The following is a 23331-nucleotide window of genomic DNA, read 5'->3' as shown; positions in this document are numbered from 1 at the left end:
CACGCGAGATCGTCGCCTGGAGGAGCCTCATGAGCCGAACCGCCCCCGTCCGATCGCTCCGCGCGTGGCTTCAGCGTCTGTCGGCCGACGGGCGGCTCGCCGTGGCCCGCCCGGGCATCGGCCTGAAGCACGAGGCCGCCGCCGTCGCCAACCGTCTCGACGGCACGCGCGCCACGCTGTTCCCGCGGCCCGGCGGCGGCGAGGGCACGATCGTGTCGGGGCTCGTGTCGAGCCGGGCCTGGATGGCCGAAGCGCTCGGCACGACCGAGGACGCCCTCGTCGCCCATTTCACCCGGGCCGCCGCCGACCCGATGCCGTGGCGCGAGCTGCCGGGCGGCCCCGCCCAGGAGGTCGTCCACCGGCACGGCATCGATCTCCTGAAGCTCCTGCCGGTGCCGACGCTGAACGAGCACGACAGCGGCCCCTACATCTCGGCCGGCCTGATGATCTCGCGCGACGCCGAGACGGGGGTGCAGAACGTGGCCATCCTGCGCTGTCAGATCAGCGCGCCGGACCGCATCGGCGTGCTAGTCCTACCCCGCCACACCGACAGCTTCTACCGCAAGGCGGAGGCGGCCGGCCGGGGGCTCGAAGTGGCGCTGGTGGTGGGCGTCGATCCCGCCTGCCTCCTGGCGTCGCAGGCCATCGTGCCGCTCGGCCACGACGAGCTCGAGATCGCGGGCACGCTGACGGGCGCGCCGCTCGACGTCGTCAGGTGCCTCACCAACGGCGTCCGCGTCCCGGCCGAGGCCGAGATCGTCATCGAGGGACGCCTGCTGCCCGAGGTGCGCGAGCCCGAGGGGCCCTTCGGCGAGTTCCCGCAATATTACGGCGAGCGCGCCAAGCGGCACGTGATGCAGGTCGACGCCGTGACGCACCGCGAGGCTCCGATCTTCCACATGATCGTGGGGGGCGGCCTCGAACACCTGCTGCTGGGCGCCATCCCGCGCGAGGCGACCATCCTGGCCGCGCTGCGGCGCAGCTTTCCGGGGGTCGAGGACGTCCACCTGTCGCTCGGCGGGGTCGGCCGCTACCATCTCTACGTCAAATTGCGGAAGACGCAGGACGGAGAGGGCAAAAACGTCCTGCTCGGCGCCTTCGCGGCTCACTACGACATCAAACATGCCGTGGTGGTGGACACCGACGTCGACATCCATGATCCGCAAGAGGTGGAATGGGCGGTGGCGACTCGGTTCCAGGCCGACCGCGACCTCGTCGTCGTCGCGGAAGCGCAAGGCTCGAAGCTCGACCCCTCGGCCCGCGACGGCGTCGGCGCCAAGATGGGCCTCGACGCCACCGTGCCGGTCGGCGCGCCGCCCATGAAGTTCAAGCGCATCGCGGTCCCGGGCCAAGCGGAGATGGACCTCGCCGCCGTCATCGACCCCGCCGCCGACTGGCGCGCCGCCGCGGGGCTGACCCATGGCTGAGCTGCCTTCCGAGGTCGACGTGCTCGTGATCGGCGGCGGATCGGCCGGATGCGTGATGGCGAACCGCCTGTCGGCAGATCCGGGCCGCCGCGTGCTGCTGGCGGAGGCCGGCGTCGACACGCCGCCCGGGCGGGTGCCGCCCGAGATCCTCGACAGCTATCCCATGCCGCTGTTCCACGGCGAACGCTACGTCTGGCCCGGCCTCGACGCCGTCGCCACGACGGACGCGGCCGGCCGCCCAAGGCGGCGCGCCTACGAGCAAGGCCGGGTCATGGGCGGCTCGTCGAGCATCAACGTCCAGTCCGCCAACCGGGGCCTGCCGCGCGACTACGACGCCTGGGCGGCGCTCGGCGCCACCGGCTGGGGCTGGGACAACGTGCTGCCCTTCTTTCGCAAGCTGGAAACGGACCTCGACTTCGGCGGCCCGCTGCACGGCCGGGACGGGCCGCTGCCGATCAGGCGCATCCTCGAAGCCGACTGGCCGCCCTTCGCTCAAGCCGCCGCCCGGGCCTTCGACGCGAGCGGCCTGCCGCGCCGCGCCGACCAGAACGGCGACTTCGCCGACGGGCTGTTCCCCACCGCCTTCTCCAACCGGGACGACGCCCGGGTGTCGGCCGCCGCCGCCTACCTCGATGCGGCGACGCGCGCGCGCCCGAACCTCGTCATCTCGGCCGAGACGGAAGTCCGGGCGCTCTCGACGGAGGGACGCCGCGTGACGGGCGCGGTCCTGCGTCGCCCGGACGGCTCCGACCGGGCCGTCAGGGCGCGGCACGTCGTGCTCTGCGCCGGCGCCCTCCATTCACCGACCCTGCTGCTGCGGGCCGGCATCGGGCCCGCCGCACACCTCCGGGACTGCGGGATCGCTGTGGTGGCCGACCGGCCCGGCGTCGGCGCCAACCTGCGCGACCACCCCGCGCTGACCATCGCCCAATACCTGCCGCGCGCCCTGCGGCTCTCCGACGACTATCGAAGGGCGAGTTTCCTCGCCCTGCGCTACTCGTCCGGGCGGCCCGGCGGCAGCGCTTCGGACATGTACCTCACGGCCGCGGCGCGGGGTGGCTGGCACGCGCTCGGCCGGAGCCTGGGCCTCTACTTCCTATGGGTGAACCAGCCCCATTCGGTCGGACGGCTCCGCCTCCGTCCGTCGGACCCCGTGGGATCGCCGGACATCGACCTCGGCCTCCTGTCGGACCCGCGCGACCTCGACCGCCTCGCCTCGGGCGTCCGCATGCTGGTCGGCCTCGCCGTGTCGCCGCACCTCAATCCGAACCCCCGTGAGCTTTTCCCGGCGAGCTTCTCTCCTGCGATCAAGCGGCTCAGCGCGGTGTCGCCGCGCAATGCGCGTTTGACGGCGGTGCTGGCGCGCCTGCTCGACGGCCCCCCACCGCTCCGACGGCTGATGCTGCGCACTCTCACGGGGGGAGCCGAACTGGCGTCGCTGTGCCGCGCGGGTGACGACCTCGACGACTACGTCCGCGGCAACGTCTTCGGCGTCTGGCACGCCAGCGGGACCTGCCGGATGGGGCGAGTTCACGACCTCGAAGCCGTCGTCGACCCCGGAGGACGCGTCATCGGCTTGGAAGGGCTGACGGTGGCGGACGCTTCGATCATGCCGCGTCTCCCCAGCGCCAACACCAACATCCCCGTCATCATGGGGGCCGAGAAGATCGCCGCCGGGTTCGGATTGGGGTGAAGCGTGCCCCTGCGCGGGACGAGGTTCCACCCGTGCGGCCGACGGCGTTCGCTCGGGCCCGCGGGGGAATCGGACGGGTGACGTCCGCTCGGGGCACCGATGCCCGGGGTTCGAATCGGTGCGCTGCGCACGGTGCGTGGGGCAGCGGGGCAGCGTTCCTCGAACGGCTGTTCGGGAGCGCGGCCCGCAGATGTCCCGCGTCCCGATCGGGTCGACAGGAAGGCTCGGTTCGCGGCAGGACCGCGCTGTGTCCGGTTCGGCTGCTTCGGGCAGCCGGGCCGTCGTCGCCCGAGGCGTCGGGCTGCGCTGTGGTCACGCGGCCGTCACGCGAAGGCGGTGCCAGGCGGCGGACATGTAGCCCTTAAAGTTCCAGGTATCGTCGGGCAGCGCCGGCTGCGTTTGGCCGGCCGCGTCCCAGGCGCGGGCACAGATCTCGTGATCTCCGGGCTACAGGTCCAGCGTGCCGAGCCAGAAGGTCCAGCCCCAGCGCAAGGCGCCGTGGCCCTCGAGAGTCGCCTACGTCCAGGTCCGGCCGCCGTCGGCCGAGACGTCGACGCGCCCCGCCTTCGGCTCGGCCCCGGGCCCAGGCGATGTCACGGCGCAGTTGAGCGGCATGGCCTCGATAGTCAGCCCGCGCGAAAGGTCTTCGGTGTCTGGACGCATGTCGGGCGGGATCAGCTTGTAGTCTGCAGCCTGCTAATGGGCGCCAGTCGGGCGGTCCTGCACCGAGATCGCGCTGAGCCACTTCGGGCTGCGAACCCCTGCCCAACCCGGCGAGACGATCCGCAGTGGGAAGCCGTGCTCGGAGGCGAGCGGCTCGCCGTTCATCGCGTAGTTCATCAGCGTGTCGGGGTGAAGCGCCTTCGACATCGGCAGTGACACGCCGCACTGCGCGCCGCCGTCGCTCGGCTGGCAGACGTCGGCGCCCGTGAAAGCGACGTGCAGCCCATCGCCCGCTTCGGCGCCAGCGACTTCCAACACGGCGGCGAGCGGCGCGCCGGTCCAGTCCGCGCAGCCGATGGCGCCCGCGGCCCAGGGGTCGCCCTTGACGGGCTTCACGGCGCGCAGGTCGGGGCGGCGATTGCCGGCACACTGCATCACGGCCCGCACCGTGCGGGACGGCATGACGCGCACGTCGGCGAGCGACAGGAACAGCTTCCGCGCTACCCGGCCCCCGACGTTCACGCGGTGGGCCGCGCCGTCGAGCCTGGGGATGTCGCCATGCGAGCGCACGTAGAGGAGATCCTGCGGGGTCAGATAGCTGTCGCGGAGCTTCGGCAGCGGCGGCTCCGCATTGAGCGGATAGGCGCCGTGCACAATCAACTCAGGATGTTTGCGGAACGGGTTGAACACGGGATCCTCCTCGGGCTGCGGGCGGAATGGTTCGGGGCGGTCCCCGGTTGCGGCCGAGCCGGCAGGGCATTCAGGCGAGTCCGAGGACGCGGATCGGGCCGAGGCTCAGCGCGCCAAGGGCCGCGAGAGACAGCGTCGCCGCACCGGCGACGCACAGCCCCGCTCTGGTCACCACCAGGAAGTCGAGGCCGAGGCCGAACGCCGCTATGGACAGGATGGTGAGTGCGTTGGCGGCCGCGGCAACGAGGGTGGCCATAGGCACGAAGCCGACTGAGCGCAGCGTGTTCAAGGCGAGAAGAGACGACACATCGCTGATTCGACATGAGCTGTCGCATCAGGACTTGCGAACGACCGCTTCAGAGGAGCGCTACACCGATACACAACGCCCGGCATGGGTCGATTCCGGCCGGTCGCACTGAGCAGCTGCTTCGAAGCAGGGCCGGCCACCGTCGAAGACGTCACATTGGGAAAGTCCAGGCGATGAAGCCCGTACTCCTGATCAGCAGAACAGGCCAAAGCTGAAATCGAAAGAACACTTTCCCTGCCCGGGATGCGCTCATGTTCAACCTGTGGCGAGTTCGGTCTTTCGGCTCGCCCACCCGCAAATGCGATGCTCGATCACAGCGAAGACCGCGTAGAGGATGATGCCGAGGATCGCCAGGGCGAAGAGGCCCGCGAAGGCGAGGGGCACGTCGAAATTGGCGCTGGCCATCATCATCACGGTGCCGATACCGCTGTTGGACGCCACGGTCTCGGACAGCACTGTCCCGACGAAGGCGAGGGTGACGGCAATCTTCAGCGAGGCGAAGAAGTACGGCATGGCGCGGGGTAGGCCGACGTTCCACAGCACCTGCCAGCGGGTGGCGCCCAGCGCCTTGAGAACGTCCTCCATCTCGGGCTCGGTGGTGGCGAGGCCGGTCGCCACGTTGACCACGATCGGGAACAGGCAAGTCGTCATGGCGGTGAGCACCGCCGGGATGGTGCCGGACCCGAACCACAGCACGAAGATAGGAACCACCGCGACCTTGGGGATCGACGAGAAGCCGACGAGCAGCGGATAGGCGGTGTTGTAGGCGGTGCGGGACACGCCGACGAGGACGCCCAGCAGGACGCCGATCGTCATGCCGCCGACGAAGCCGACAAGGGTGGTGAACAGCGTCTGCAGGATGTTGGGCCACAGCGCCGGCATGTCGACCACGAGCGTCGAGACGACCTGGCTCGGGCGCGGCAGCACGATGGGGCTGACGTGGAAAAGCAGACAGGCCAGTTCCCAGGCGACGAAGATGCCCGCGATCAGGAGGGCGGAGTTCAGGTGCTCGCGCAGGCGGGCCGTGACCGTCATGACGCTTTCGCCTCGCTTTGTCGGGCCGCCATGATGGACGAGCGCAGCCCGTGGGTCAGGGCCGTGAAGCCCTCCTCGTAGGTGGTGTCGATGGTGCGCGGCCGGACGAAGCCCACGTCCCGGTCCTCGACGACGCGCCCGGGCCGGGCGCTCATCACCAAGATACGCGTCGCCAGGAAGGCCGCCTCGCGCAGGTCGTGCGTGACGAGGAAGACGGTCGGGCGCGCTTCCATCCACAGCGCCTGCAGGATCGACCAGAGCTCCTCGCGGGTGAACTGGTCGAGCGCTCCGAAGGGCTCGTCGAGCATCAGCAGCTTCGGCTCGTGGATGAGGGCGCGGCACAGGTTGGCGCGCTGCAGCATGCCGCCCGACAGTTCCCAGGGGCGCCGGTCGCCGAAGCCCGACAGCCCCACCTTGGCGAGCAGCGCCTCGGCGCGGTCGCGGAAGGCGCCGTTCTTCTCGGCGCGGAAGGCGGAGCGGTAAGGCTCGACAATCTTCAGCGGCAGCATGACGTTCTGGCGAATGGTCAGCCAGGGCAGCATGGTGGGGTTCTGGAACGCCATGCCGACGCCGACCCGCTCGGCGCCGACCTGCCGGCCCGCCACAAAGACCTCGCCCTCGGTCGGGCGCAGCAGGCCCGTGACGAGTTTCAGGATCGTCGACTTGCCGCAGCCCGAGGGACCCACCATGGCGACGAAGTCGCCGGCATGCACGGTGAGGCTGGTGCGGTCGAGCGCCAGGAAGGAGGTGGGGCCAGCACCGAAGCGCACCTTGACGTCCTCGAGCTGGACGATGCGCCGCGCCGGCATCGGGGTGAGAAATTCAACCGCCACGGCGAGGCTCATGACGGCTCCTCCCTCAGCAGGGCGTGGAAGGCTGCGACGGCCGCCTCGGCCACCTCCAGGTCCTGGTCGCCCGAGCCCGACCCGACCCCGATGCCACCCACCACCTGCCCGTCGACGAGGAGCGGCAGCCCGCCCTTCAGTTTCGTCATGCGCCCGTCGGTGGCGGCGGCGAGGGCCGGAGCCTTCTCGGCCGAAAGCAGCCCACTCGGCTGGCCCGTGGTGGCGGCCGTCATGGCCTTGCGGATGGCACTCTCGACCGAGAGTACCCGCGCGCCGTCCATCCGCAGGAAGGCCAGCAGGTTGCAGCCCTCGTCCACCACAGCGACGCATTGCGGCACGCCCATCGCGGCGGCAGCCGCAACGGCGGCGTCGAGGACGTTACGCGCCCCCTCGTGGGTGAGCTTGACCGCGGGGCGGAGCATCATGCCTGGAGTCTCCGTAGGGCGGTCACACATGGCGCACGAAGCCCCCGTCCACCCGGAATACCGCACCGGTGACGTAGGCGGCGAGGTCGCTGCAGACGAAGGCCGCCACGCTGGCGACCTCCTCCGGCGTGCCGTAGCGGCCCATAGGGATCTGCGCCCAGGACCGCTGCCGCACGGCCTCCACGGCGAGGCCCTCGCGCGCCGCCGTGGCCTCGTCCGTCAGGTGCACGCGATCGGTGCCGATCCGACCCGGCATCAACGCGTTGACGGTGACGCCGTCGCGGGCGACCTCGGGGGCCAGGGACTTCGACCAGGCGATCAGCCCCGCGCGGAGCGTGTTGGAGATGCCGAGCACGGGAATCGGCTGCACGGCGCCGGTGCTGACCAGCGTGAGGACCCGCCCCCAGCCAGCGGCCCGCATGGCGGGCAGGAACAGGTCGGTCAGGCGGATCACCGAGAGCGACATCGACCGGAAGCTCGCCTCCCAATCCTCCGGCTCCCGCCCGACGGCGCCGCCGTAGGGCGGGCCGCCGGTGTTGTTGACCAAGATGTCGACCGCGCCGACGGCCGCGGCGAAACCCGGGAGGGAGGCGGTGTCGGCGAGGTCGAGCGGCAAGCCCCGGGCGCCACCGCCCATCTCGGCCGCGGCGCTCGTCAGCGCGATGACGTCGCGGGCCGCGACGGTGACGTGTACGCCCTCCGTAGCCAGCGCCTTGGCGATGGCCAGGCCCATGCCGCGGTTGCCGCCGAGCACCAGGGCTCGCCGCCCGGAGATGTTCAGGTCCATGAGGACGCCCCTCCCTGGGGACGATAGGCCGAGGAGGTCCGCTGCTCAAGGAAACGACCCCGTCCCGGCTGCGCCTTCAGCGCGCCGGCCTCGACCACGACCTCGCCGCGGCTCAGCACCGTTTCGGGCCAGCCCTGGATCTCAAGCCCCTCAAAGGGCGTGTAGTCGACGGCGTGGTGAAGGTCCGCGTTGCGGATCGTTACGCGCTTCTCCGGGTCCCAGATCGCGACGTCGGCGTCGGCCCCGACCGCGATCGTGCCCTTGCGCGGATGCAGTCCGTAGAACTTCGCGTTGTTGGTCGCCGTCAGCGCCACGAAGCGCTGCAGGTCGATCCGCCCCTTCACCACCCCCTCGCTGAACAGGATCGGCAGGCGGGTTTCCAGCCCCGGCAAGCCGTTGGCGATGCCGCGGAAGGAGGTGCCGGGGCCGCCGCGCAGCTTGCCCCCGGCATCGAAGCGGTAGGGGGCGTGGTCCGAGTTGACTATGTCGACCGTGCCATCCTCGATGCCGCGCCACAGCGCCGCCTGAGCGGCGGTGTCGCGCGGCGGCGGGCTGCACATGGCCTTGGCGCCCTCCATGTCGGGCAGGTCGAGGTCGGCGGCGGTGAGCATGAGGTACTGCGGGCAGGTCTCTGCGATGACGGTCAGGCCGCGTGCCCGCGCCCGCCGCACCTCCTCCAAGGGCTCGCCGCCTGAGATGTGCACCACCACGAGCGGCACGCCGACGACCTCGGCGAGCGTCACGGCCCGGTGCGTGGCTTCCCGCTCGACGGGGAGCGGGCGCGAGGCCGCGTGCTCCTTCGGTGCCGTTCGGCCCGAGGCCTCGAGCCGCTCGGCGAGCCAGGTGAGGACCTCGTGATTCTCGGCGTGGACGAGGACGATGGCCCGCTCCTCGCGGGCCGTGGCGAGGACGTCGAGGATCTGGCGGTCCGACAGGTGCAGCGCCTCGTAGGTCATGTAGACCTTGAGGCTCGCATGGCCGCGCCGGATCAGGGCCGGCAGTTCCTGGCCGAGCACCGCCGGCGTGGGATCGCTGACGATCAGGTGGAAGGCGTAGTCGATCACCGCCTCGCCCTCGGCGCGCCGGTGGTAGTCAGCGACCGCGGCCGTCACCGAGCCGCCCCGGTGCTGCACGCAGAAGGGCACGATGGTGGTGGTGCCGCCGAAGGCCGCGCTGATGCTCCCCGAGCGGAAGCCGTCCGCCATTGCGGCGCCCTTGGAGGCGAGGCCCGGCGCCTGCGGCTGATCAAGGTGGCAATGGGCGTCGATGCCGCCGGGGAGCACCAGCCGTCCCCCGGCGTCGACCGTGCGGGTGCCGCCCCTCAGGCGCTCGGCGATCGCCACGACGCGGCCTCCGACGATGCCCACGTCGGCCCGCACCACGTCTGCGGCCGTCGCCACCGTGCCGCCGCTGATGACGAGGTCGAACGTCACGCCGGCAGCCTCCGCAGGTCGGCGGAGGGGAGGAAGGCGGGATCGAAGACGTCGTCCGGCTTCGGCGTGGTGGGCAGGGCGTAGGTGGCGGCGAGCGTGTCCAGCACCTTGGCCAGTCGGGCGGCCCTGATGCCGCCGAGCCCGTCGGCCTGGGACTCCGGGGTCGTGAGCTGGTTCTTGATGACCCAGCGCAGCTTCTCAAGTTCTAGTGCCGAGTTGATCAGCGGCGAGTGGGCCTTGAGTGCCGCGATGGCGGCCTCCGGGTCCTGGATGGCGGCCTGCCAGGACCGCGCCGTCACGGCGATAAAGCGTCGCAGCGCCTCCGGGTTCTCGGTGCGCAGCTTCTGCGACGCCATGATGCCGTTGCCGTAAAGGTCGAGCCCCGCGTCCGAATAGTAGAGGAAGCGGATCTCGTTCGCCTTGATGCCCGTCTTCTGCAGGCCGAAGTCCATGGTGGAGTCGAAGCCCAGAATGGCGTCGACGTCGCCGCGCGACAGCACCGCTTCCCGCAACTGCAGCCCCACCATGTCCCACTTGATGGCCGAGGGATCGAACCCCGTCGCCTTCACGTAAGCCGGGAACAGCCGGTAGGCGCCGTCCGTCGCCGCGGCGCCGACCCTCCGCCCCGCGAGGTCGGCCGGCGTGGCGATGCCGGACTTCGCCAGCGTGCAGACGCTGAGCGGGCTGCGGTAGTACATCATGTAGACGACCTTGATCGCCTGGCCGGGGTTCTTGGCGTCGAACTCCGACATGACGTTGATGTCGCCGATGCCGGCGTCGTAGACGCCGGACGCCACCCGCGACACGACCTCGGCCGCGCCGCCGGACGAGTCGAACTGGCAGGTCAGCCCGGCCTCGGCGTACCAGCCCCGACTATCTCCCAGAAGAAAGGCGGCGTTGGATCCGTCGAAGGGAGCCGAGAAGGAGAACCTGATGTTGGTCGCGGCCGCGGACCGGCCCGGCCCCGCGCGCAGCACGAAGGGTGACGCCACGAGCGCCGTGATCATGGTACGTCGCGTGAGCGAAACGGGAGACATGCGGAGTCCTTCGGCAGAGGGGCTGAGTGCTCTCAGCAACCCCTGTGCCAGGTGTGCGCTATACGGCACGCAGACCTCCATGTAGGATTGCGCTCAATCTGAATGCCTCTGAACCAGTGAAGTAGTCGATGTCGAAGCAACCTGGGCGAATGGTCGGCGTCATGAACGACCGGACCCGGCCGAAGGTCGAGGGGGTCGACGATGCCTACCGGCATCTCTTCGACGCGATCGTCGACCAGCGCCTGCTGCCTGGGACGAAGCTAACCGAGATGGCGTTGGTGGAAGCCTTCGGGATCGGGCGGCGCGCTGTGGGGCTCGCCCTTCAGCGCCTTGCCTGGGAAGACCTGATCGTGGTCTTCCCCAACCGCGGTGCCTACGTGGCCGCACCTGAGGCCGACGAGGTCCGCCAGATCTTTGCGGCCCGTCTCGCGATCGAGGCCGGGACGACTGAAGCCGTCGCCCGTACGGCCGACGAGGCCGCGCTCGCTCGCCTTTCGACCAACCTCGCCGAGGAGCAGGCGCTCCGTCAGGAGGGCCGGATGCGCGAGGCTATCCACCTCTCGGGAGGCTTCCACCTCCTCATGGCGGAGCTCTCGGGCAACGCCATCCTGGCCGAGCAGGTGCGCCTGCTCGTCGCCCGGACCAGCCTCGTGATCGCGCTCTTCGAGAACCGAAGCGGCCTTCAAGGATGGCACGACCATCACGGCGACCTCATCGCCCTGTGTAGGACGCGGCGAGCGGAGGCGGCCGTCTCTTTGATGCGGGACCATATCCGAGAGTTGGAGGCCGGCATCGCGCTCGACCGACGCCGCCCGGTGTCGTTCGACATGCTGGGCGTCTTCGGGACAGCGGCAGGGTAGAAAGGCGCGACGATCGGAGCCTCCACGGACGGGGGATCCGGCGAGGTTCTCGGGTCCGTCTGACGTCGTGGAGTTGGGTGACGTCACGCCCGACGACCACTCGAGAGGGGGACCACGAACATCGCGTGCAATTGGTTGGAGGCCCACGCCGTCGTCGTCCCGGCGTTCAGGGACATGTTGGGGACCCTGGCGGCGGTCTCCGGATCGAGGCCAGCTTGGCCGTCCTGCGGGGCGAGGGGAAGGCTAACGCCGCCAAGGCGCAGATCTTTGTCGTGAGATGAAGCACATCCGGTGGCCAGGAGGAACTCGTGGAGCGGGGGGGGGGGGTGAAACGCGCTCTTAAACGACCGCTTCGAAGAAACTGCATCGGACGGTCGAACGACCATAAAGGGTCGACTCCGGCCGGACAGCGGAAGCGGGTGGGCAGCGGAACGGCCGTTTTCTGACGGCGTCGGGCTGAAGCAGACGTTGCCGCTTCGGCAAGAATTGGCCTATTGTAGATCGGCGGGCTTCCCGGGCAGATCGGGTTTTGAGCAGGTGGCCGTGGCCGTGGCCGTGAGCCCGCAGATGCGACGGGATCACCATCGTCTCCAGCGATCGTGCTCGGCTTAAAGCGGCACGTCGCCGATCGATATCGGTTCCAGCAGGGCTACGCCGTTCGTCTCGCGGCGTAGACGCGACATTACAGGGTAGGCGCGCATCCTGGCCCGCATGATGGAGCCGAGCGGCCGGTGGGCCGAGAGCCCGTGCGACACGCAGAATGACAGGTTATCGACGAAGGCACGCCGGGCCAAGCTAAAGGCCTCCTGCCGGGGCAGGCGCAGCCGCGCCACCGTGCGGTAGGGGCTCTGCTCCTCCGACCATTCCACGCTGGCATTCTCGACCGGCATCGTGTCGAGGTCCGTACAGAGCTGGACCCGGATCTCGAACTCGGCATCGTGATCGCGGAGGTAGCCGACCGTCGCGGTCCGCAACGCATCGGGGTCGCGGAGGTCGACGGCCGTGCCGTCGAGCGCCCGTTGAGCCGGTGCCACCGGCACGACGGCGAGCTTCGCCACATAATCGCCGTAGCGGATCGGCGCCTGGGTGAAGTAGGCCTCGGCCATGGGATGCACCCGGCTGTGGCCGAAGAAGTCCAGGGTGGGGCTGTCCCCGCGCAACTGGTGCAGGGCCTTGTTGCCGGCGCGGGAGGCCGTCGAGACAGCGGCCTTGATCATATCCGGGACCTGCGGGGCGTGCTCCAGCAGCCGGTGGTTCATCAGGAACTGGGTGGCGGTGCCGGAAGCGAAGCGGTTACCCGAGTCGAGCACGAAGTCCTGAGTGGCCGCATCGTGGCCCGGTAATCTCTCGCCTTCGACCCCGAGCAACTTGAGCGCCATCCCTCTTTGCGTCGCGACGGCGTCGCGGTCGATCTCGCCAGGCACGTTGGCGAGCCGCGCGATGACGGGATAGCGGGAGCCGGACTTGAACACTCCTTGGGCGAACACCGCCGGCAGATCGTCGGCGACGATGAGTTCGCCCACCGCGACGCCGTGCGCCTTGGCATGCGAGACCCGGACGGCTTGCCCGAACTTGGCCCGCGTGCGCTCGTGCAGGCGATGCGTGGAGGCGAGGATGGCGTTGATCGTCGCTTCCTCGTCCTCGGAGACACTTTCGACTCCGTCACTATAACGAACGAACGCGTCAGCCGATGGGAGGGGCTCGGCGGCCGGCGCGGGCAGGTACTCGGCCGCTTCGCGGCCTAACGAATAGCGCGCGTACAGGGCGTCGAGCGCCACCACCGGGGCGACGATCGCGGTCGCCAACACGGCACGGTGACGGTGAGGATTGCCGGCCCTCATGCCCGCGGACAGAAGCAGGCCGTCGAGAAGGTCACCGGCGACCCTCGTCCACAGTCGTGCCTCCGGGTCCTCGGCCACCAGGATGACGATGCCCGAGGCGATCTCGCGAGCTCCGAACAGCCGCAGGAGCTTCTCGTGCCCCTCCAATCCTGTGGCGCGGGCTACGGCCCTGGGCGCCAGCATTTCGGCCACCCCAAGCCCGATCCCAAACCAAGCCAAGCCACGCGCCATGTCACGAGATTTCAAGGTCGTCTTCCTTCATCTTGCGTCGGGAACCCCTGCTGCCGATGCCGGCAGGCTCGATCCATAATCCAACGAACCCGCTCAAAGGGAGGGTCCTACCGGGCTTTGACGACCGACGGCGGCCCTTCGCCTCCGTCCCGGTCTACGGCATCGTCAAGATCGGCTTGACCACTGTCCTGGCATCGCTGTCGTCGATCGCCTGGTTCACGTCCGCGAAGGCGTAGGTCCGCACTAGCTTTTCGAGCGGGAACAGGCCCTGCGCCTGAAGGTATATCAGGCTGCGATGGAAAGCCGGTGTCTGGCCGCCGCCGCCCATCACCCCGATGAGGCGCTTGCCTTATAGCAGCATGTCCGGATGTGCTGGTCCACTGCGAGCACGGCCGCCGCTGCATCAGCCGCTCGGACGGGCGGGGCGGCGCCGTGCCGATCGTCACCCACTACGATAGCAAGCGCCTCAACTCGCCCAACGATGTGACAGTGGCGGCCGACGGGGCGATCTGGTTCACCGACCCCACCTTCGGCATCCTGATGCCGAACCAGGGATCGATCGTCGAGCCGGACCTCGACCACCGCAGCGTCTACGGCTTCGATCCCGCCACGGAGGACCTGCGGCGGATGGCCGATTTCGAGCAGCCCAACGGGCTGTTCTTCTCGCCCGACGGGCGCACCCTCTACGTGTCCGACACGGCGCGCTCGCTCGGCGAGATCATCGGCGGCCATGAGAAGGACACGCACGAGATCATCGCCTTCGACGTGGCAGAGGACGGCACGCTGTCCAACCGGCGCTTCTTCCTGCGCACCGACCACGGGTACCCGGATGGGTTCGCGGTGGACGAGCGCGGCTGGGTCTGGTCGAGTTCGGGCGACGGCATCCAGATCTACGCGCCGGACCGGACCAAGCTCGGCTTCTTCCCGACCCCGTCCACGCCGGCGAACTGCTGCTTTGGCGGAAAAGGCAAGAAACGGTTTTTCGTGGCCGCGACGGACTACCTGCTGGCGATCGACCTCGAGTGACGGGCATACGCGACAAGGGTTCGGCGCCGACGATCGGCGCTGTCCGGGCCTCGGCCTTCACGGTGCCGACCGACCGGCCGGAGGCGGACGGCACCTTGCTCCTGAGAAAGCACCACGCTAATCCTATGCGAAGTGGAGGCCGGCGGCGAGACCGAGCTCGGATACTCCTACACGGGCGAGGCAGCCACCGGCCTCATCACGAGTCCCCTCGCGAAAGCGGTTCAAGGCCTGCCCGCCTTCGACCCGCCGCGGGCCTGGGAAGCCATGCGGCGCGTGGTGCGCAACCTCGGGCGTCCGGGGCTCATCGCGTCGGCCGACCAGCTAATGCGCCGTTTCGGCGACTGACCGGACCGTAGGCGTCTGCCGGGCCATACCGGCCGTCGAGCTCTACGCCCGGCTCGTCATGCCAAAGGATATCCGGCGGATTTCGAGCCCTTAATCCGCCGGCACGCGCGCCAGCAGCGCGGTGAGTTCTCGGACCGCGAGGCTGTCGATGCCCTGGGCCGCATCCGCGATGTCGCGACCGAGGGCGGGGTCGAGCTTGCCCGTCGTCAGCCGGTCGAACTTGCCCCGCACCTGGTCCCAGGAGAGCGGCCGCGTGTGGAACCCCTCATAGTCTGTCTTCTCGCCTGTGATGGCGCGCCCGTCAGCGAGCTGGACTGTCATGCGCACGGGCATCTCGCCCGGGATCCGGCGAGTGAAGGAACTATCGGGCCCTACGACCACCTTGCGCAGCAGCGCCTGAACATCGTCGCGCAGAATGCGTTCCGGGGCGAACTGCCCGGGCCAAACCTCGCCGTCGAGGAGCGCCACGGCGACGAGGTAGAGGAGGTTGTGGTCCGCCTGCTCCTTGATGCGGCAGTCGAGCTTTGGGCCGTACTTGCCTCCGCCGAGCACCTCGTAGGCGCCATCCGCCACCTCGACGATCACCCGCTCAATCGCGGCTCCGGCGAGCGCGTGGGCGTCGCGTAGCTCGATTGCGAGGTCGACCGAGGTCTGCGACTGGAACTCGGCATTGTGCCGTTTGATCGAAACCTGCAGTCCGATGTCGAGCTTCTCCCGCTCCCAATCCGTGTCGAGCCGGGCATCGACGAGTTGGAACAACCCGAGCGGCCCGTCGAAGACCCCGAGCGTGCCCGTGATGCCGTTGCGGGCCAGATAGGTGTTGTGGAGTGCTCGCCCCGCGGCTTCGCCCGAAGACAGGCCCTTCCAGTTTGAAACCGGCTCGGCCTGGATGGTGGCCAATGACACGGCGCCGACGCCAGCCAGGGCCAGCGCATGGGCGAGGCGCCCCTCATCGAGCCCGAGCACGCGGCCGGCCCCGGCCGCCACCGAGAAGGCCAGCGGGGTCGTGTAATTGACGCCGGCCCGCATGGTAGGAAGTTCGAGCAGTCGCGTCTGCACCTGGTAGGAGACGGCGAGCGCCGTGAGGAAGTCGGCACCGGAGGCGTCCGCGTGCTCGGCGGCGGCCAGCACGGCGGAGGTATTGTCGGCCGGGTGACACACCTCGCCCTGCCGAGCGGTGTTATCCATGAAGTCGAGGTAGCGGACGAGGCAACCGTTGTAGAGGCCGGCGCGGTCGGGCGAGGACCGCCCGCCGCCGATCAGCGTGCAGAGCGGCGCCCCGCCCAAATCTTCGACCAGTGCCCGCACGGCCCGGACCGGGCCAGCTCCCAACGCTCCGATGGCGCATCCGAGCGCGTCAAGCAGGCTGCGCTTCAGGCGGTCGCGCGCCTCGGCCGGCATGGCAATGCCGTCCGCACGATGAGCGAAGCGGGCGATATGCTCGACGGTGTAGCTGTCTGGCATACGGTGGACCTCCCAATCGGACGCCCAACACCCTGGATCTGGATCTGGATCACTGCGAAGCTGACGCTTGTCCCATCCCCCAGGACCCCAACTGCAAGCCGCCGTAGCGCGTCTACGTCGTTACGACCGAGGGGCGGCGGAAGGCGGGATCGCCATCGCTGCCGAGGGTAAAGGACGATGGCGCTGTGCCAGGGCTAGAACCAGTCCGGAATGCTGATGGTGGTGCACGCCGTTGGAACGTGAACCCATCGATTGGGGGACCACGTTGGCGGGCGTGCGTAAACCAGCGGCGGAAGCAGTAGAGAGGCAAACCATGACGAAGGCGGCTAATCTACAGGTCACCCACGGCACGGCGGAGCTGCAGCCGGGCGTGAAGATGCACTACGTCGAGGCCGGAGCGGGACCGCGCACGATCGTGTTGCTGCACGGCTACCCGCAGACCTGGTGGGAATGGCGCCACGTCATCCCGTCACTGGCCGCGGCCGGATGGCGCGTGATTGCACCGGACTATCGCGGCGCCGGCGCCTCTTCCAAATCGCAGGAGGGCTACGACAAGCGCACTATGGCGCGGGACGTCAACGTCCTGCTCGGCGACCATCTCGGCGTGAATGAGCCCATCGCGCTCGTCGGCCACGACATCGGGATGATGGTGGCCTATGCCTTCGCCAGCGCCTATCCGAAGAGCGTCGAACGCCTGGTGCTGATGGAAGCGCCGCTGCCCGGCACCGCGGCCTACGACGCGCTGGTCGCCACGCCGCGGCTGCGCAGCGCCGCCATGTGGCACTTCTTCTTCCACAACGCCGACAACGACCTCGCGGAACTGCTCACCTTCGGGAGGGAGCGGCAGTACCTCCAGCACTTCTTCGAGCGCTTGGCCTATGACCAGGGCGCGATCGGACCGGCGGATCTCGACGTCTACGCGTCGGCCTTCGCCGCCGCCGGCGCGATGCGTGCGGGCTTCGAGGTCTACCGCGCCTTCGACCGCGACGGCGAGGATAACCGGGCCGCGCTGGCCGAGGGCGGCAGGCTGAAGATGCCCGTGCTGGGCCTTGGCGGGACGTCGAGCTTCTTTCTGCCGATCGCGGAGAAGATGCTGGGCGAGGTCGCTTCCGACGTCCGGGTCGCCGGGATCCCGCGGTGCGGTCACTGGATCGCGGAGGAGAACCCGACGGCCCTGCTCGCCGAGCTGTCCCGCTTCCTCGGCTGAGCGGGGAGGCCTCGCCTCAGCCCGGGGCCGACCAGCGACGGAACAGCGCCCGGAGCGACCCGATTGAATTGGGACCGCTGCCGAGCACTGTCGCAGATGCCTGGATCGCTCGACTCCATCCGCGTCCTGGACCTGACCTCGATGATCTCGGGGCCGCTCGCCACCATGATGTTGGGCGACCAGGGCGCCGACATCATCAAGGTCGAAGCGCCGGGCGGCGGTGACCACACCCGCGCCGGCGCCAACCGCCGCGGCAGCGTCTCGGCCTCGTTTCTCCACAACAACCGCTCGAAGCGCTCCGCGGTGATCGATCTCAAGACCGTGGCGGGCCGCGTGGTGCTTCTCAGGCTCGCCGCCACCGCGGACGTCTTCGTGCAGAACTTCTGCCCCGGCGTCGCCGAGCGCATCGGGGTCGGGGAGGAGGCGGTCCGCGCCGTCGCGCCGACGATCATCTACGTGTCGATCAGCGGCTTCGGCGAGGACGGGCCCTACCGCGGCAAGCCGGTCTACGACCCCTTGATGCAGGGCGTGTCGGGCCTCGCCTCCGTTCAGGCCGGGTCGGATGACGAGCGGCCGCGCCTCGTGCGAACAATCTTGTCCGACAAACTCATAGGCATTGTGGCGGCACAGGCCGTCACGGCGGCGCTCTTCGCCCGGGCCCGCACCGGCGAGGGCCAACATGTCCGCCTGTCGATGCTCGATGCTGTGGTGGCGTTCCTGTGGGCTTCGGACATGGGCAGCCAGACCCTGTGGGCGACAGCCTGCCCCAGCAGGAGGCGGCGAGCTTCGTTGACCTCATCTACGACACCGCCGACACGCCGATCAGCGTCGCGGTGCAGTCCGACCGTGAATGGCACGCCCTGGCCCGGGCCGTCGATCGTCCCGGCTGGTTGGATAACACCCGCTTCCGCACCGTCGCCGATCGACAGCGCAACATCGACGACCGCCTCGCCCTGACGCAGGAGGTGTTGCGGGCGAGGCCAGCCGCCGAGTGGCTGGAGCGGCTCGCCGCGGCGGGCGTGCCCTGCGCGCCCGTTCTGACCCGCAACGCCACGCTCGACGACCCGCAGGTCAGGGCCAACGGCATCGTCGAGGAGTTCGACGACCCGAGCGCGGGCCGCGTGCGCGATGCGCGCCCCGCCGCACGCTTCTCCCGCACCCCGGCGGCGATCGGCGCGCCCGCGCCGGCCTACGGGGCCGACACGGAAGCGGTGCTGCGCGAGGCGGTCGTTGGCGACGAAGAGATCGCCACTTGGCGGCGCGCGGGCGCTTTCGGGGCGGAGCGGGAGGGCGAGGCATGATCGACTTCTACTACTGGCCGACGCCGAACGGCTGGAAGGTGTCGATCATGTGGAGGAGACGGGGCTGCCCTATCGTGTGGTCCCGGTCCGCGACCGTTCGGCCGTGCAGCGCAGCGTCGACCTCGCCAAGGAGCTACGTCGCTCCGCCCCGCCCACCGAGGAGGAGCGCCGCATCCTGTTCAATCAATCCGCGCGGTCGTGAGCGCAACACCGGTCGGATCGGTGACCGGTTCGGTTCTCCAGCAGCGATTTGCGATGGTCCTGAACGTCAGATTTAGGAGCAGGCCAAATCGGCGCCGAACGACCGACTTGGGTCGATAGCGGCTGTACGAGGGTGGGCTCGCGCACCGATGTCCACCATCGTTCCTGACCTTCGGAGAGAGGCACAGTTCCCATTCATGCCGCCCGTGACGTTCGACACTGACGCGGCCCCGTCCCCGCTCCACGACGCGGCCCCGGGGTCGACCGGGGGGCGCCGTCGTCCACCGCCTGGACGACCGCCGCCCCCTGGTGGACGACGGGTGGTCCTGCCTGCGCACCTACATGGCGGGCGAGGTCGTCTGGTGGCGCGGAAGGCCCTGGGAGAGCCTCCACGCGGGCAACGCGGCCCGCCCCGAGGTCGTCGTCGAAGGGCACCTTTACGTGCCGGAGAGCTGGGCGCCCGTGTGGGACGAGACGAGGCCGAACGAAACTTAGAGCGCCAAGAGTTGGCATTCCCTACGTCGGTTTCTGGGGGCAAAATCCGGGACAATGCCGCCAAAAGCACGGGCCGCCCGAGTCTCCCCGGACGGCCCTTGGTCTACACGTCCGGGCCCGTCGCACGCCCGCCCACGACGCGCTTGATCGCACCGCCCATCATCGGCGCCGTCCGCCTCACGCGCGGGGGACCTGCCATGGGACCCGCCACCAAGGCCCGCACCTCGTCCGCGTCGAGGTAGCGCTGCCTGAGCAGGGCGTCGGCCACCCGCTCCACCGCGTTCCTGCCGCCCGTCATCAGCTCGACGGCCCTCGCGTAGGCCGCGTCGAGCGTCCTGCGCACGTAGGCCTGGTGCCGCGGGTCGTGGATGGTGGCAGCCGTGGCGATGCTGACGAGGCCCGCGTCGCCCATGCCCCAGGTCGCCCGCATGTCGCTGACGAGCAGGGTGGCGTCCTCGAGGTCGCGGGCGCACCCGGTGCTGACCTCGCCGAGCAGGACCTGCTCAGCCGCCCTGGCCGACAGCATCATGACGACGCGCTTGTCCAGCGCCGTCGGGGTGTCGATGCTCAGCCGCGTGTAGCTCGTCCGCCCCGCGTCCAGGTCGACGCACGTCAGCGTGTCGGCATCCAGAAGCACCCCCGCCACCGCGTGGCCCGCCTCGTGGACGGCGATGCGCCGCATGGTCTCCGGCACCTCGTCCGCCCGCCCCATCGCCACGACGTCCGTCAGGTCGCTCGCGCAGACCCGACGTCCGCACCACCGCGCGATCCGGCGGGCCTCGCGGGCCAGGAGCCCGATCTCGGCCGGGGAACGCCCCCGGCACGCGCGCGCCGCCTCCGCCAGCTCGTCGTCGGTCAGCACCGCGTCGGCACCGAGGTGCGCCCGCACGATCGACGTCAGGGCCGCCACGTCGGGCATGGGCAGCTCGACGTGGCGGTCCAGCCGACCGGGCCTGCGCAGGGCCGGGTCGACGCGGTCGGGGTGGTTCGTGGCCGCCACGACCACGATCCCGTCGCGCGGGACGGCGCCGTCGAGGAACGCGAGCCAGGCGTTGATGACCGACGTGAACCAGCTCTCGTTGTGGCCGTTGCCGTTCCGCCGCCCGATGGTGTCGATCTCGTCCACGAACAGGATGATCGGACCCTTCTCCGCCTTCTTGCGCCAAGCGTCGAACAGCTTCGTCATGCCCTTGCTCATGCTGTTACCGACGTCGGGCGCTACAATGCCAGCGATCGGCCAGGCATGACGGTAGCCAGCCATGTCGAAGGCATGACGCATTCGGCCCACGCCAACGCCCTCGCGCGGCTCGACAGCACGGCCAAGGGTGGTTTGCCGCCCGCGCAGCCTTCCGCTCCAGTATCTCCCCCCGCGCCCACCCCGAACCACGTCACGGATCAGCAGGCCCTGGACGCACGGCGCCGCCTCGCCGATGGGCATTCCCGTTCCGGCGACCATGCTCTCATCGGCCCCTACCTCAAGGAACAGAACACCCCGCCAACGCCGACCGTTCAGGCGCAGCCCGCAGCCCCTCCGCCGCAACCCGAGCACCCGAAGCCCGTCGTCACGGCCACGGCCCCCTACGCCCTCGACAAGCAGCACCAGCACGGCACCGCGAACGCCCTGAGCGACCTGGAGCGTTCGGGACAGCTCGACGCCGCGCATCAGAAGTTGGCGGATGCGATGCGGGCAGCGGAAAGGCATCCCAACCGCGTCGCCGGGCCGAACGGCATTTACGTGGAGCACGGCAAACCGCTGCCGTCATGGATGGCGCGCGGCGCCGACGGGGCGGTCAGAACCACGGATCATCGCGATCCGAGGTACGCACCGAAGCCGCTCGACGCCGCGCATCAGAAGCTCGCCGATGCGATGCGGGCGCGAGACCCGAGCGTAGCCGCCCACTATGGGCTGCACCGCGCGCTAGCGGCGATCGGGCACGCCAACCGGCTCACCACGCACGGCAGCGGCCCGGTCCCCGTTGACGTGACGGAGCGCAGCGCGGAGCGCATCGGCAAGAGTAGCCGACCCCATCGCAGCCATGTTTACGAGGCGATGGACCGTACGATGCGGCACACGGAGAACCTACGTGAAGGCTTCCGCAGTCGCTCCATGGCGTCGAATTACACGCACGCCGTGACCAACCACAACGACCACAGCTCGACAAACACCACGACGATTCACGGCATGCAGGTCCACACCGCAGCTCAGGACGGGCCGCGCCTCATGGCGGACATCGAGCGGCACCTCGCCCGAAGCCGGGAGGTGGCACAGGTCAACAGTGGATTGGCGTAGGGTCAGAAGACCTTGCGGTTTGGCTTAGATCCATCAGTCATGAAGGAACCCTCGAAGGTGCCAAGAGCACCTTCGGCCTTGCATGTGACTAGTACAGGGCCTAAATATGGATTGGCGAATTTGCAGGTTCCGACAACCGTCACGGGGTCATTCTGCTCTTTCAGACCTAATATGACCATGTCGATCGGCATAACGACATTGTTTGCATCAAGTTTCACTTGCCGGTCACCGATTCCCGACAATGTAAGGACTAAGTCAGAATTAGTGGTAAAGTAGAAACCGGTCCTACTATCGGAATAGTCCGTATTCAGAATTTTGTTACCGCATTCACTTGTTTGATCTTTTCCGTTTACAATGAGTTTGGTGCACGTGCCAGACAAGATCACCAGCCCTATCGGTCTGACCTGTTTCTGTGCCGCCCACCCCGGCCCCACGGCGACCACAAAAGTGATGGCGGAGAGGGCGAGACGGAGGCACATGAGCTTGAGTCCGAGCTACCCCGATCGCATCGGGGTAGTCGAGGCTACCGCGCCCGGCGCGGTCGGGCAATGAGGCCTATGGCGAAAGCCGCGACGGTAAGGGCCAGGCGCTTCACGTCGAGCCCCTGTCGCGAGAAACGTCTACTTGGACGTTCCGCCCCCCGTACCGGCCCCACCACCCATGCCGGCACCCGGCGCGGTGCCTGTTCCAGCATTTGGGTTCATCGCCCCGGCAGCGCCTGTCCCGGCACCATTGGGGACGGCCGTGCCGTCCGCGGAGGAGCTTCCCATCGGCATGTTCGTGGCCGGCATGGCTGACGTGCTGGTCGGCGGCGACAGGGTGGCGTTCGGATTGGACGAGTCCGTTCCGTTTTGCGAGTTGGCAGCGCTGGCGGCTTGGACCGACGAAGCGGCCAGCAGCGCGAAGGCAGTCGCGCCGGCAATGATCGTGATGCGGTTCATGGTGTCACCTCCCCCGCTCGGCATCGTGGCGTGTATCGTCTCTTTCAGCCGGCGGGCACAGGCCAACCCTCGGGTGGCAACCGAGTTCCGATGGAGCGGCTTCGCACCACTGCTAGTCTTCGTCCGCGTCAGCACCCTCAATCGGCCGAGTGATGAAGACCGTGGAGGCGGAGCCGATCTTGCGTGAGGTTCCTGCCTCACGCTTTCCACGCCGCTTTCCTGTGCCGCGCTTCAATCTCGGCCAACACATTGGCCTCCGCCTTCATCGCCTCCGCGAGGCCAGCCACGGCCGCCAGCATGGCGTCGTCGAAGGGGTCCGCTTCGGCACCCTCGCCTTCGCGCCGGACAGCCGCAAGGCAATCGTCGAGCTTGGCTCGCCTGCCGGCGGCGTCGATCGTCTTCCGGAGTCTCAGCATGGGCGCGGGCTCGTTTGTGGGAAGCCTTCGCAGGTAGCTGAGCCCATTCGGGCAGGCAACCGTGAGGAAGCCGCCAGCGGGCTCCGCAGGCGCGACATCGGCGCGTCTATCGCCTTGCGGATCACCGCCGGGCATGGGACCAACCACCATCACGCGAGAAAGCCGATGTCCGAAGCCGAAACCGCCACCCTGATCGAGATGACGTCAGAGATCGCCGCCGCCTACGTGTCGAAGAACCATGTCCGCGCGGCCGAGTTGCCGGAACTGATCTCGACGATCCATGCTGCGTTGAGTGGCATGGGCGGGGCACCCGAGGCGGCGCCCGAGGCCGCCAAGCTGGTCCCGCCCGTGTCGATCAAGAAGTCGGTGAC

At 69.1% G+C, this 23331-nt stretch carries 22 protein-coding genes and 2 pseudogenes; 11 read left to right on the top strand and 13 right to left on the bottom strand.

Annotated features, from left to right (window positions below; all coding sequences use genetic code 11):
- Nucleotides 1–29 precede the first annotated feature (29 nt).
- Complete coding sequence (locus D3273_RS17505) at nt 30–1427, top strand: UbiD family decarboxylase (protein ID WP_129228186.1); 1398 nt, start codon at nt 30–32, stop codon at nt 1425–1427.
- Entirely contained in the window at nt 1420–3120 is a 1701-nt protein-coding gene (locus D3273_RS17500) for a GMC family oxidoreductase (RefSeq protein ID WP_129228185.1), read from the top strand. Before D3273_RS17505 ends, D3273_RS17500 begins: the two co-directional genes overlap by 8 nt.
- Nucleotides 3121–3432: 312 nt before the next feature.
- Here D3273_RS17500 and D3273_RS29675 read toward each other — a convergent pair whose 3' ends face one another.
- The 9 genes from D3273_RS29675 to D3273_RS17460 form a co-directional block, all read right to left on the bottom strand.
- Nucleotides 3433–3552 (bottom strand): hypothetical protein, encoded by a 120-nt coding sequence (locus D3273_RS29675; protein WP_281011320.1) that lies wholly within the window; start codon nt 3550–3552, stop codon nt 3433–3435.
- A 264-nt stretch (nt 3553–3816) separates the two neighbouring features.
- Nucleotides 3817–4473 (bottom strand): molybdopterin-dependent oxidoreductase, encoded by a 657-nt coding sequence (locus D3273_RS29670; protein WP_281011315.1) that lies wholly within the window; start codon nt 4471–4473, stop codon nt 3817–3819.
- A gap of 70 nt (nt 4474–4543) precedes the next feature.
- Nucleotides 4544–4729: a hypothetical protein gene (locus D3273_RS17490; RefSeq protein ID WP_129228184.1), complete on the bottom strand. Its 186-nt coding sequence runs from the start codon at nt 4727–4729 to the stop codon at nt 4544–4546.
- Nucleotides 4730–5035: 306 nt separating this feature from the next.
- Nucleotides 5036–5815, bottom strand: coding sequence for an ABC transporter permease (locus D3273_RS17485; protein WP_129228183.1), 780 nt, complete (start codon nt 5813–5815; stop codon nt 5036–5038).
- The gene (locus D3273_RS17480) at nt 5812–6660 is read right to left on the bottom strand and encodes an ABC transporter ATP-binding protein (RefSeq protein ID WP_129228182.1); all 849 of its coding nucleotides are present in this window, start codon (nt 6658–6660) and stop codon (nt 5812–5814) included. The genes D3273_RS17485 and D3273_RS17480 overlap by 4 nt, the downstream gene beginning before the upstream one ends.
- On the bottom strand, nt 6657–7085 hold the full coding sequence (locus tag D3273_RS17475; protein ID WP_129228181.1) for a GlcG/HbpS family heme-binding protein: 429 nt from the start codon (nt 7083–7085) through the stop codon (nt 6657–6659). The genes D3273_RS17480 and D3273_RS17475 overlap by 4 nt, the downstream gene beginning before the upstream one ends.
- A 22-nt stretch (nt 7086–7107) precedes the next feature.
- Nucleotides 7108–7872 (bottom strand): SDR family oxidoreductase, encoded by a 765-nt coding sequence (locus D3273_RS17470; RefSeq protein WP_129228180.1) that lies wholly within the window; start codon nt 7870–7872, stop codon nt 7108–7110.
- Nucleotides 7863–9305: a dihydropyrimidinase gene (hydA, locus tag D3273_RS17465; RefSeq protein WP_129228179.1), complete on the bottom strand. Its 1443-nt coding sequence runs from the start codon at nt 9303–9305 to the stop codon at nt 7863–7865. The genes D3273_RS17470 and hydA overlap by 10 nt, the downstream gene beginning before the upstream one ends.
- Nucleotides 9302–10342, bottom strand: coding sequence for an ABC transporter substrate-binding protein (locus D3273_RS17460; protein ID WP_165359545.1), 1041 nt, complete (start codon nt 10340–10342; stop codon nt 9302–9304). The genes hydA and D3273_RS17460 overlap by 4 nt, the downstream gene beginning before the upstream one ends.
- Nucleotides 10343–10503: 161 nt before the next feature.
- On the opposite strand from D3273_RS17460, the gene D3273_RS17455 reads away from it, so the two are divergent.
- Nucleotides 10504–11202 (top strand): GntR family transcriptional regulator, encoded by a 699-nt coding sequence (locus tag D3273_RS17455; protein ID WP_165359544.1) that lies wholly within the window; start codon nt 10504–10506, stop codon nt 11200–11202.
- 608 nt (nt 11203–11810) lie between these two features.
- Here the strand turns inward: D3273_RS17455 and D3273_RS17450 are convergent.
- Nucleotides 11811–13289, bottom strand: coding sequence for a catalase family protein (locus D3273_RS17450; RefSeq protein WP_245501244.1), 1479 nt, complete (start codon nt 13287–13289; stop codon nt 11811–11813).
- Between the two features lie 354 nt (nt 13290–13643).
- Here D3273_RS17450 and D3273_RS17445 point away from each other — a divergent pair, with 354 nt between their 5' ends.
- On the top strand, nt 13644–14300 hold the full coding sequence (locus D3273_RS17445) for an SMP-30/gluconolactonase/LRE family protein (protein WP_245501243.1): 657 nt from the start codon (nt 13644–13646) through the stop codon (nt 14298–14300).
- 435 nt (nt 14301–14735) lie between these two features.
- Here D3273_RS17445 and D3273_RS17440 read toward each other — a convergent pair whose 3' ends face one another.
- On the bottom strand, nt 14736–16109 hold the full coding sequence (locus D3273_RS17440) for an MmgE/PrpD family protein (protein ID WP_129228175.1): 1374 nt from the start codon (nt 16107–16109) through the stop codon (nt 14736–14738).
- Nucleotides 16110–16422: 313 nt separating this feature from the next.
- Here D3273_RS17440 and D3273_RS17435 point away from each other — a divergent pair, with 313 nt between their 5' ends.
- The 4 genes and pseudogenes from D3273_RS17435 to D3273_RS17420 all read left to right on the top strand — a co-directional run bounded on the left by D3273_RS17435 (nt 16423) and on the right by D3273_RS17420 (nt 19313).
- Complete coding sequence (locus D3273_RS17435) at nt 16423–17316, top strand: alpha/beta fold hydrolase (protein WP_129228174.1); 894 nt, start codon at nt 16423–16425, stop codon at nt 17314–17316.
- Nucleotides 17317–17412: 96 nt separating this feature from the next.
- Nucleotides 17413–18617, top strand: a pseudogene (locus tag D3273_RS29815) (CaiB/BaiF CoA transferase family protein).
- A pseudogene (locus D3273_RS29980) lies at nt 18614–18696 on the top strand (glutathione S-transferase family protein); the annotation flags it as partial. The pseudogenes D3273_RS29815 and D3273_RS29980, both read left to right, overlap by 4 nt.
- Before the next feature lie 431 nt (nt 18697–19127).
- Complete coding sequence (locus tag D3273_RS17420) at nt 19128–19313, top strand: hypothetical protein (RefSeq protein ID WP_129228173.1); 186 nt, start codon at nt 19128–19130, stop codon at nt 19311–19313.
- Nucleotides 19314–19416: 103 nt separating this feature from the next.
- Here D3273_RS17420 and D3273_RS17415 read toward each other — a convergent pair whose 3' ends face one another.
- Nucleotides 19417–20511 carry an AAA family ATPase gene (locus D3273_RS17415; RefSeq protein ID WP_281011311.1) on the bottom strand — a complete coding sequence of 365 codons (1095 nt, stop codon included), beginning with the start codon at nt 20509–20511 and terminating at the stop codon, nt 19417–19419.
- 45 nt (nt 20512–20556) lie between these two features.
- On the opposite strand from D3273_RS17415, the gene D3273_RS28335 reads away from it, so the two are divergent.
- Nucleotides 20557–21603, top strand: a complete 1047-nt coding sequence (locus D3273_RS28335; RefSeq protein ID WP_165359542.1) for a hypothetical protein — start codon at nt 20557–20559, stop codon at nt 21601–21603.
- A gap of 2 nt (nt 21604–21605) precedes the next feature.
- On the opposite strand, the gene D3273_RS17405 is transcribed toward D3273_RS28335, so the two are convergent.
- Nucleotides 21606–22082: a hypothetical protein gene (locus D3273_RS17405; RefSeq protein WP_129228170.1), complete on the bottom strand. Its 477-nt coding sequence runs from the start codon at nt 22080–22082 to the stop codon at nt 21606–21608.
- A gap of 295 nt (nt 22083–22377) precedes the next feature.
- Between D3273_RS17405 and D3273_RS17400 the strand changes: the two genes are divergently transcribed.
- Nucleotides 22378–22731 (top strand): hypothetical protein, encoded by a 354-nt coding sequence (locus D3273_RS17400; protein WP_129228169.1) that lies wholly within the window; start codon nt 22378–22380, stop codon nt 22729–22731.
- The coding region (locus tag D3273_RS29250; RefSeq protein WP_245501241.1) for a MucR family transcriptional regulator at nt 22697–23331 on the top strand (635 nt) is incomplete at its 3' end. The genes D3273_RS17400 and D3273_RS29250, both read left to right, overlap by 35 nt.

The organism is Lichenibacterium minor, from assembly GCF_004137685.1.
Taxonomy (GTDB): Bacteria; Pseudomonadota; Alphaproteobacteria; order Rhizobiales; family Beijerinckiaceae; genus Lichenihabitans; species Lichenihabitans minor.
This window is presented reverse-complemented; position numbering and strand designations above follow the sequence as displayed.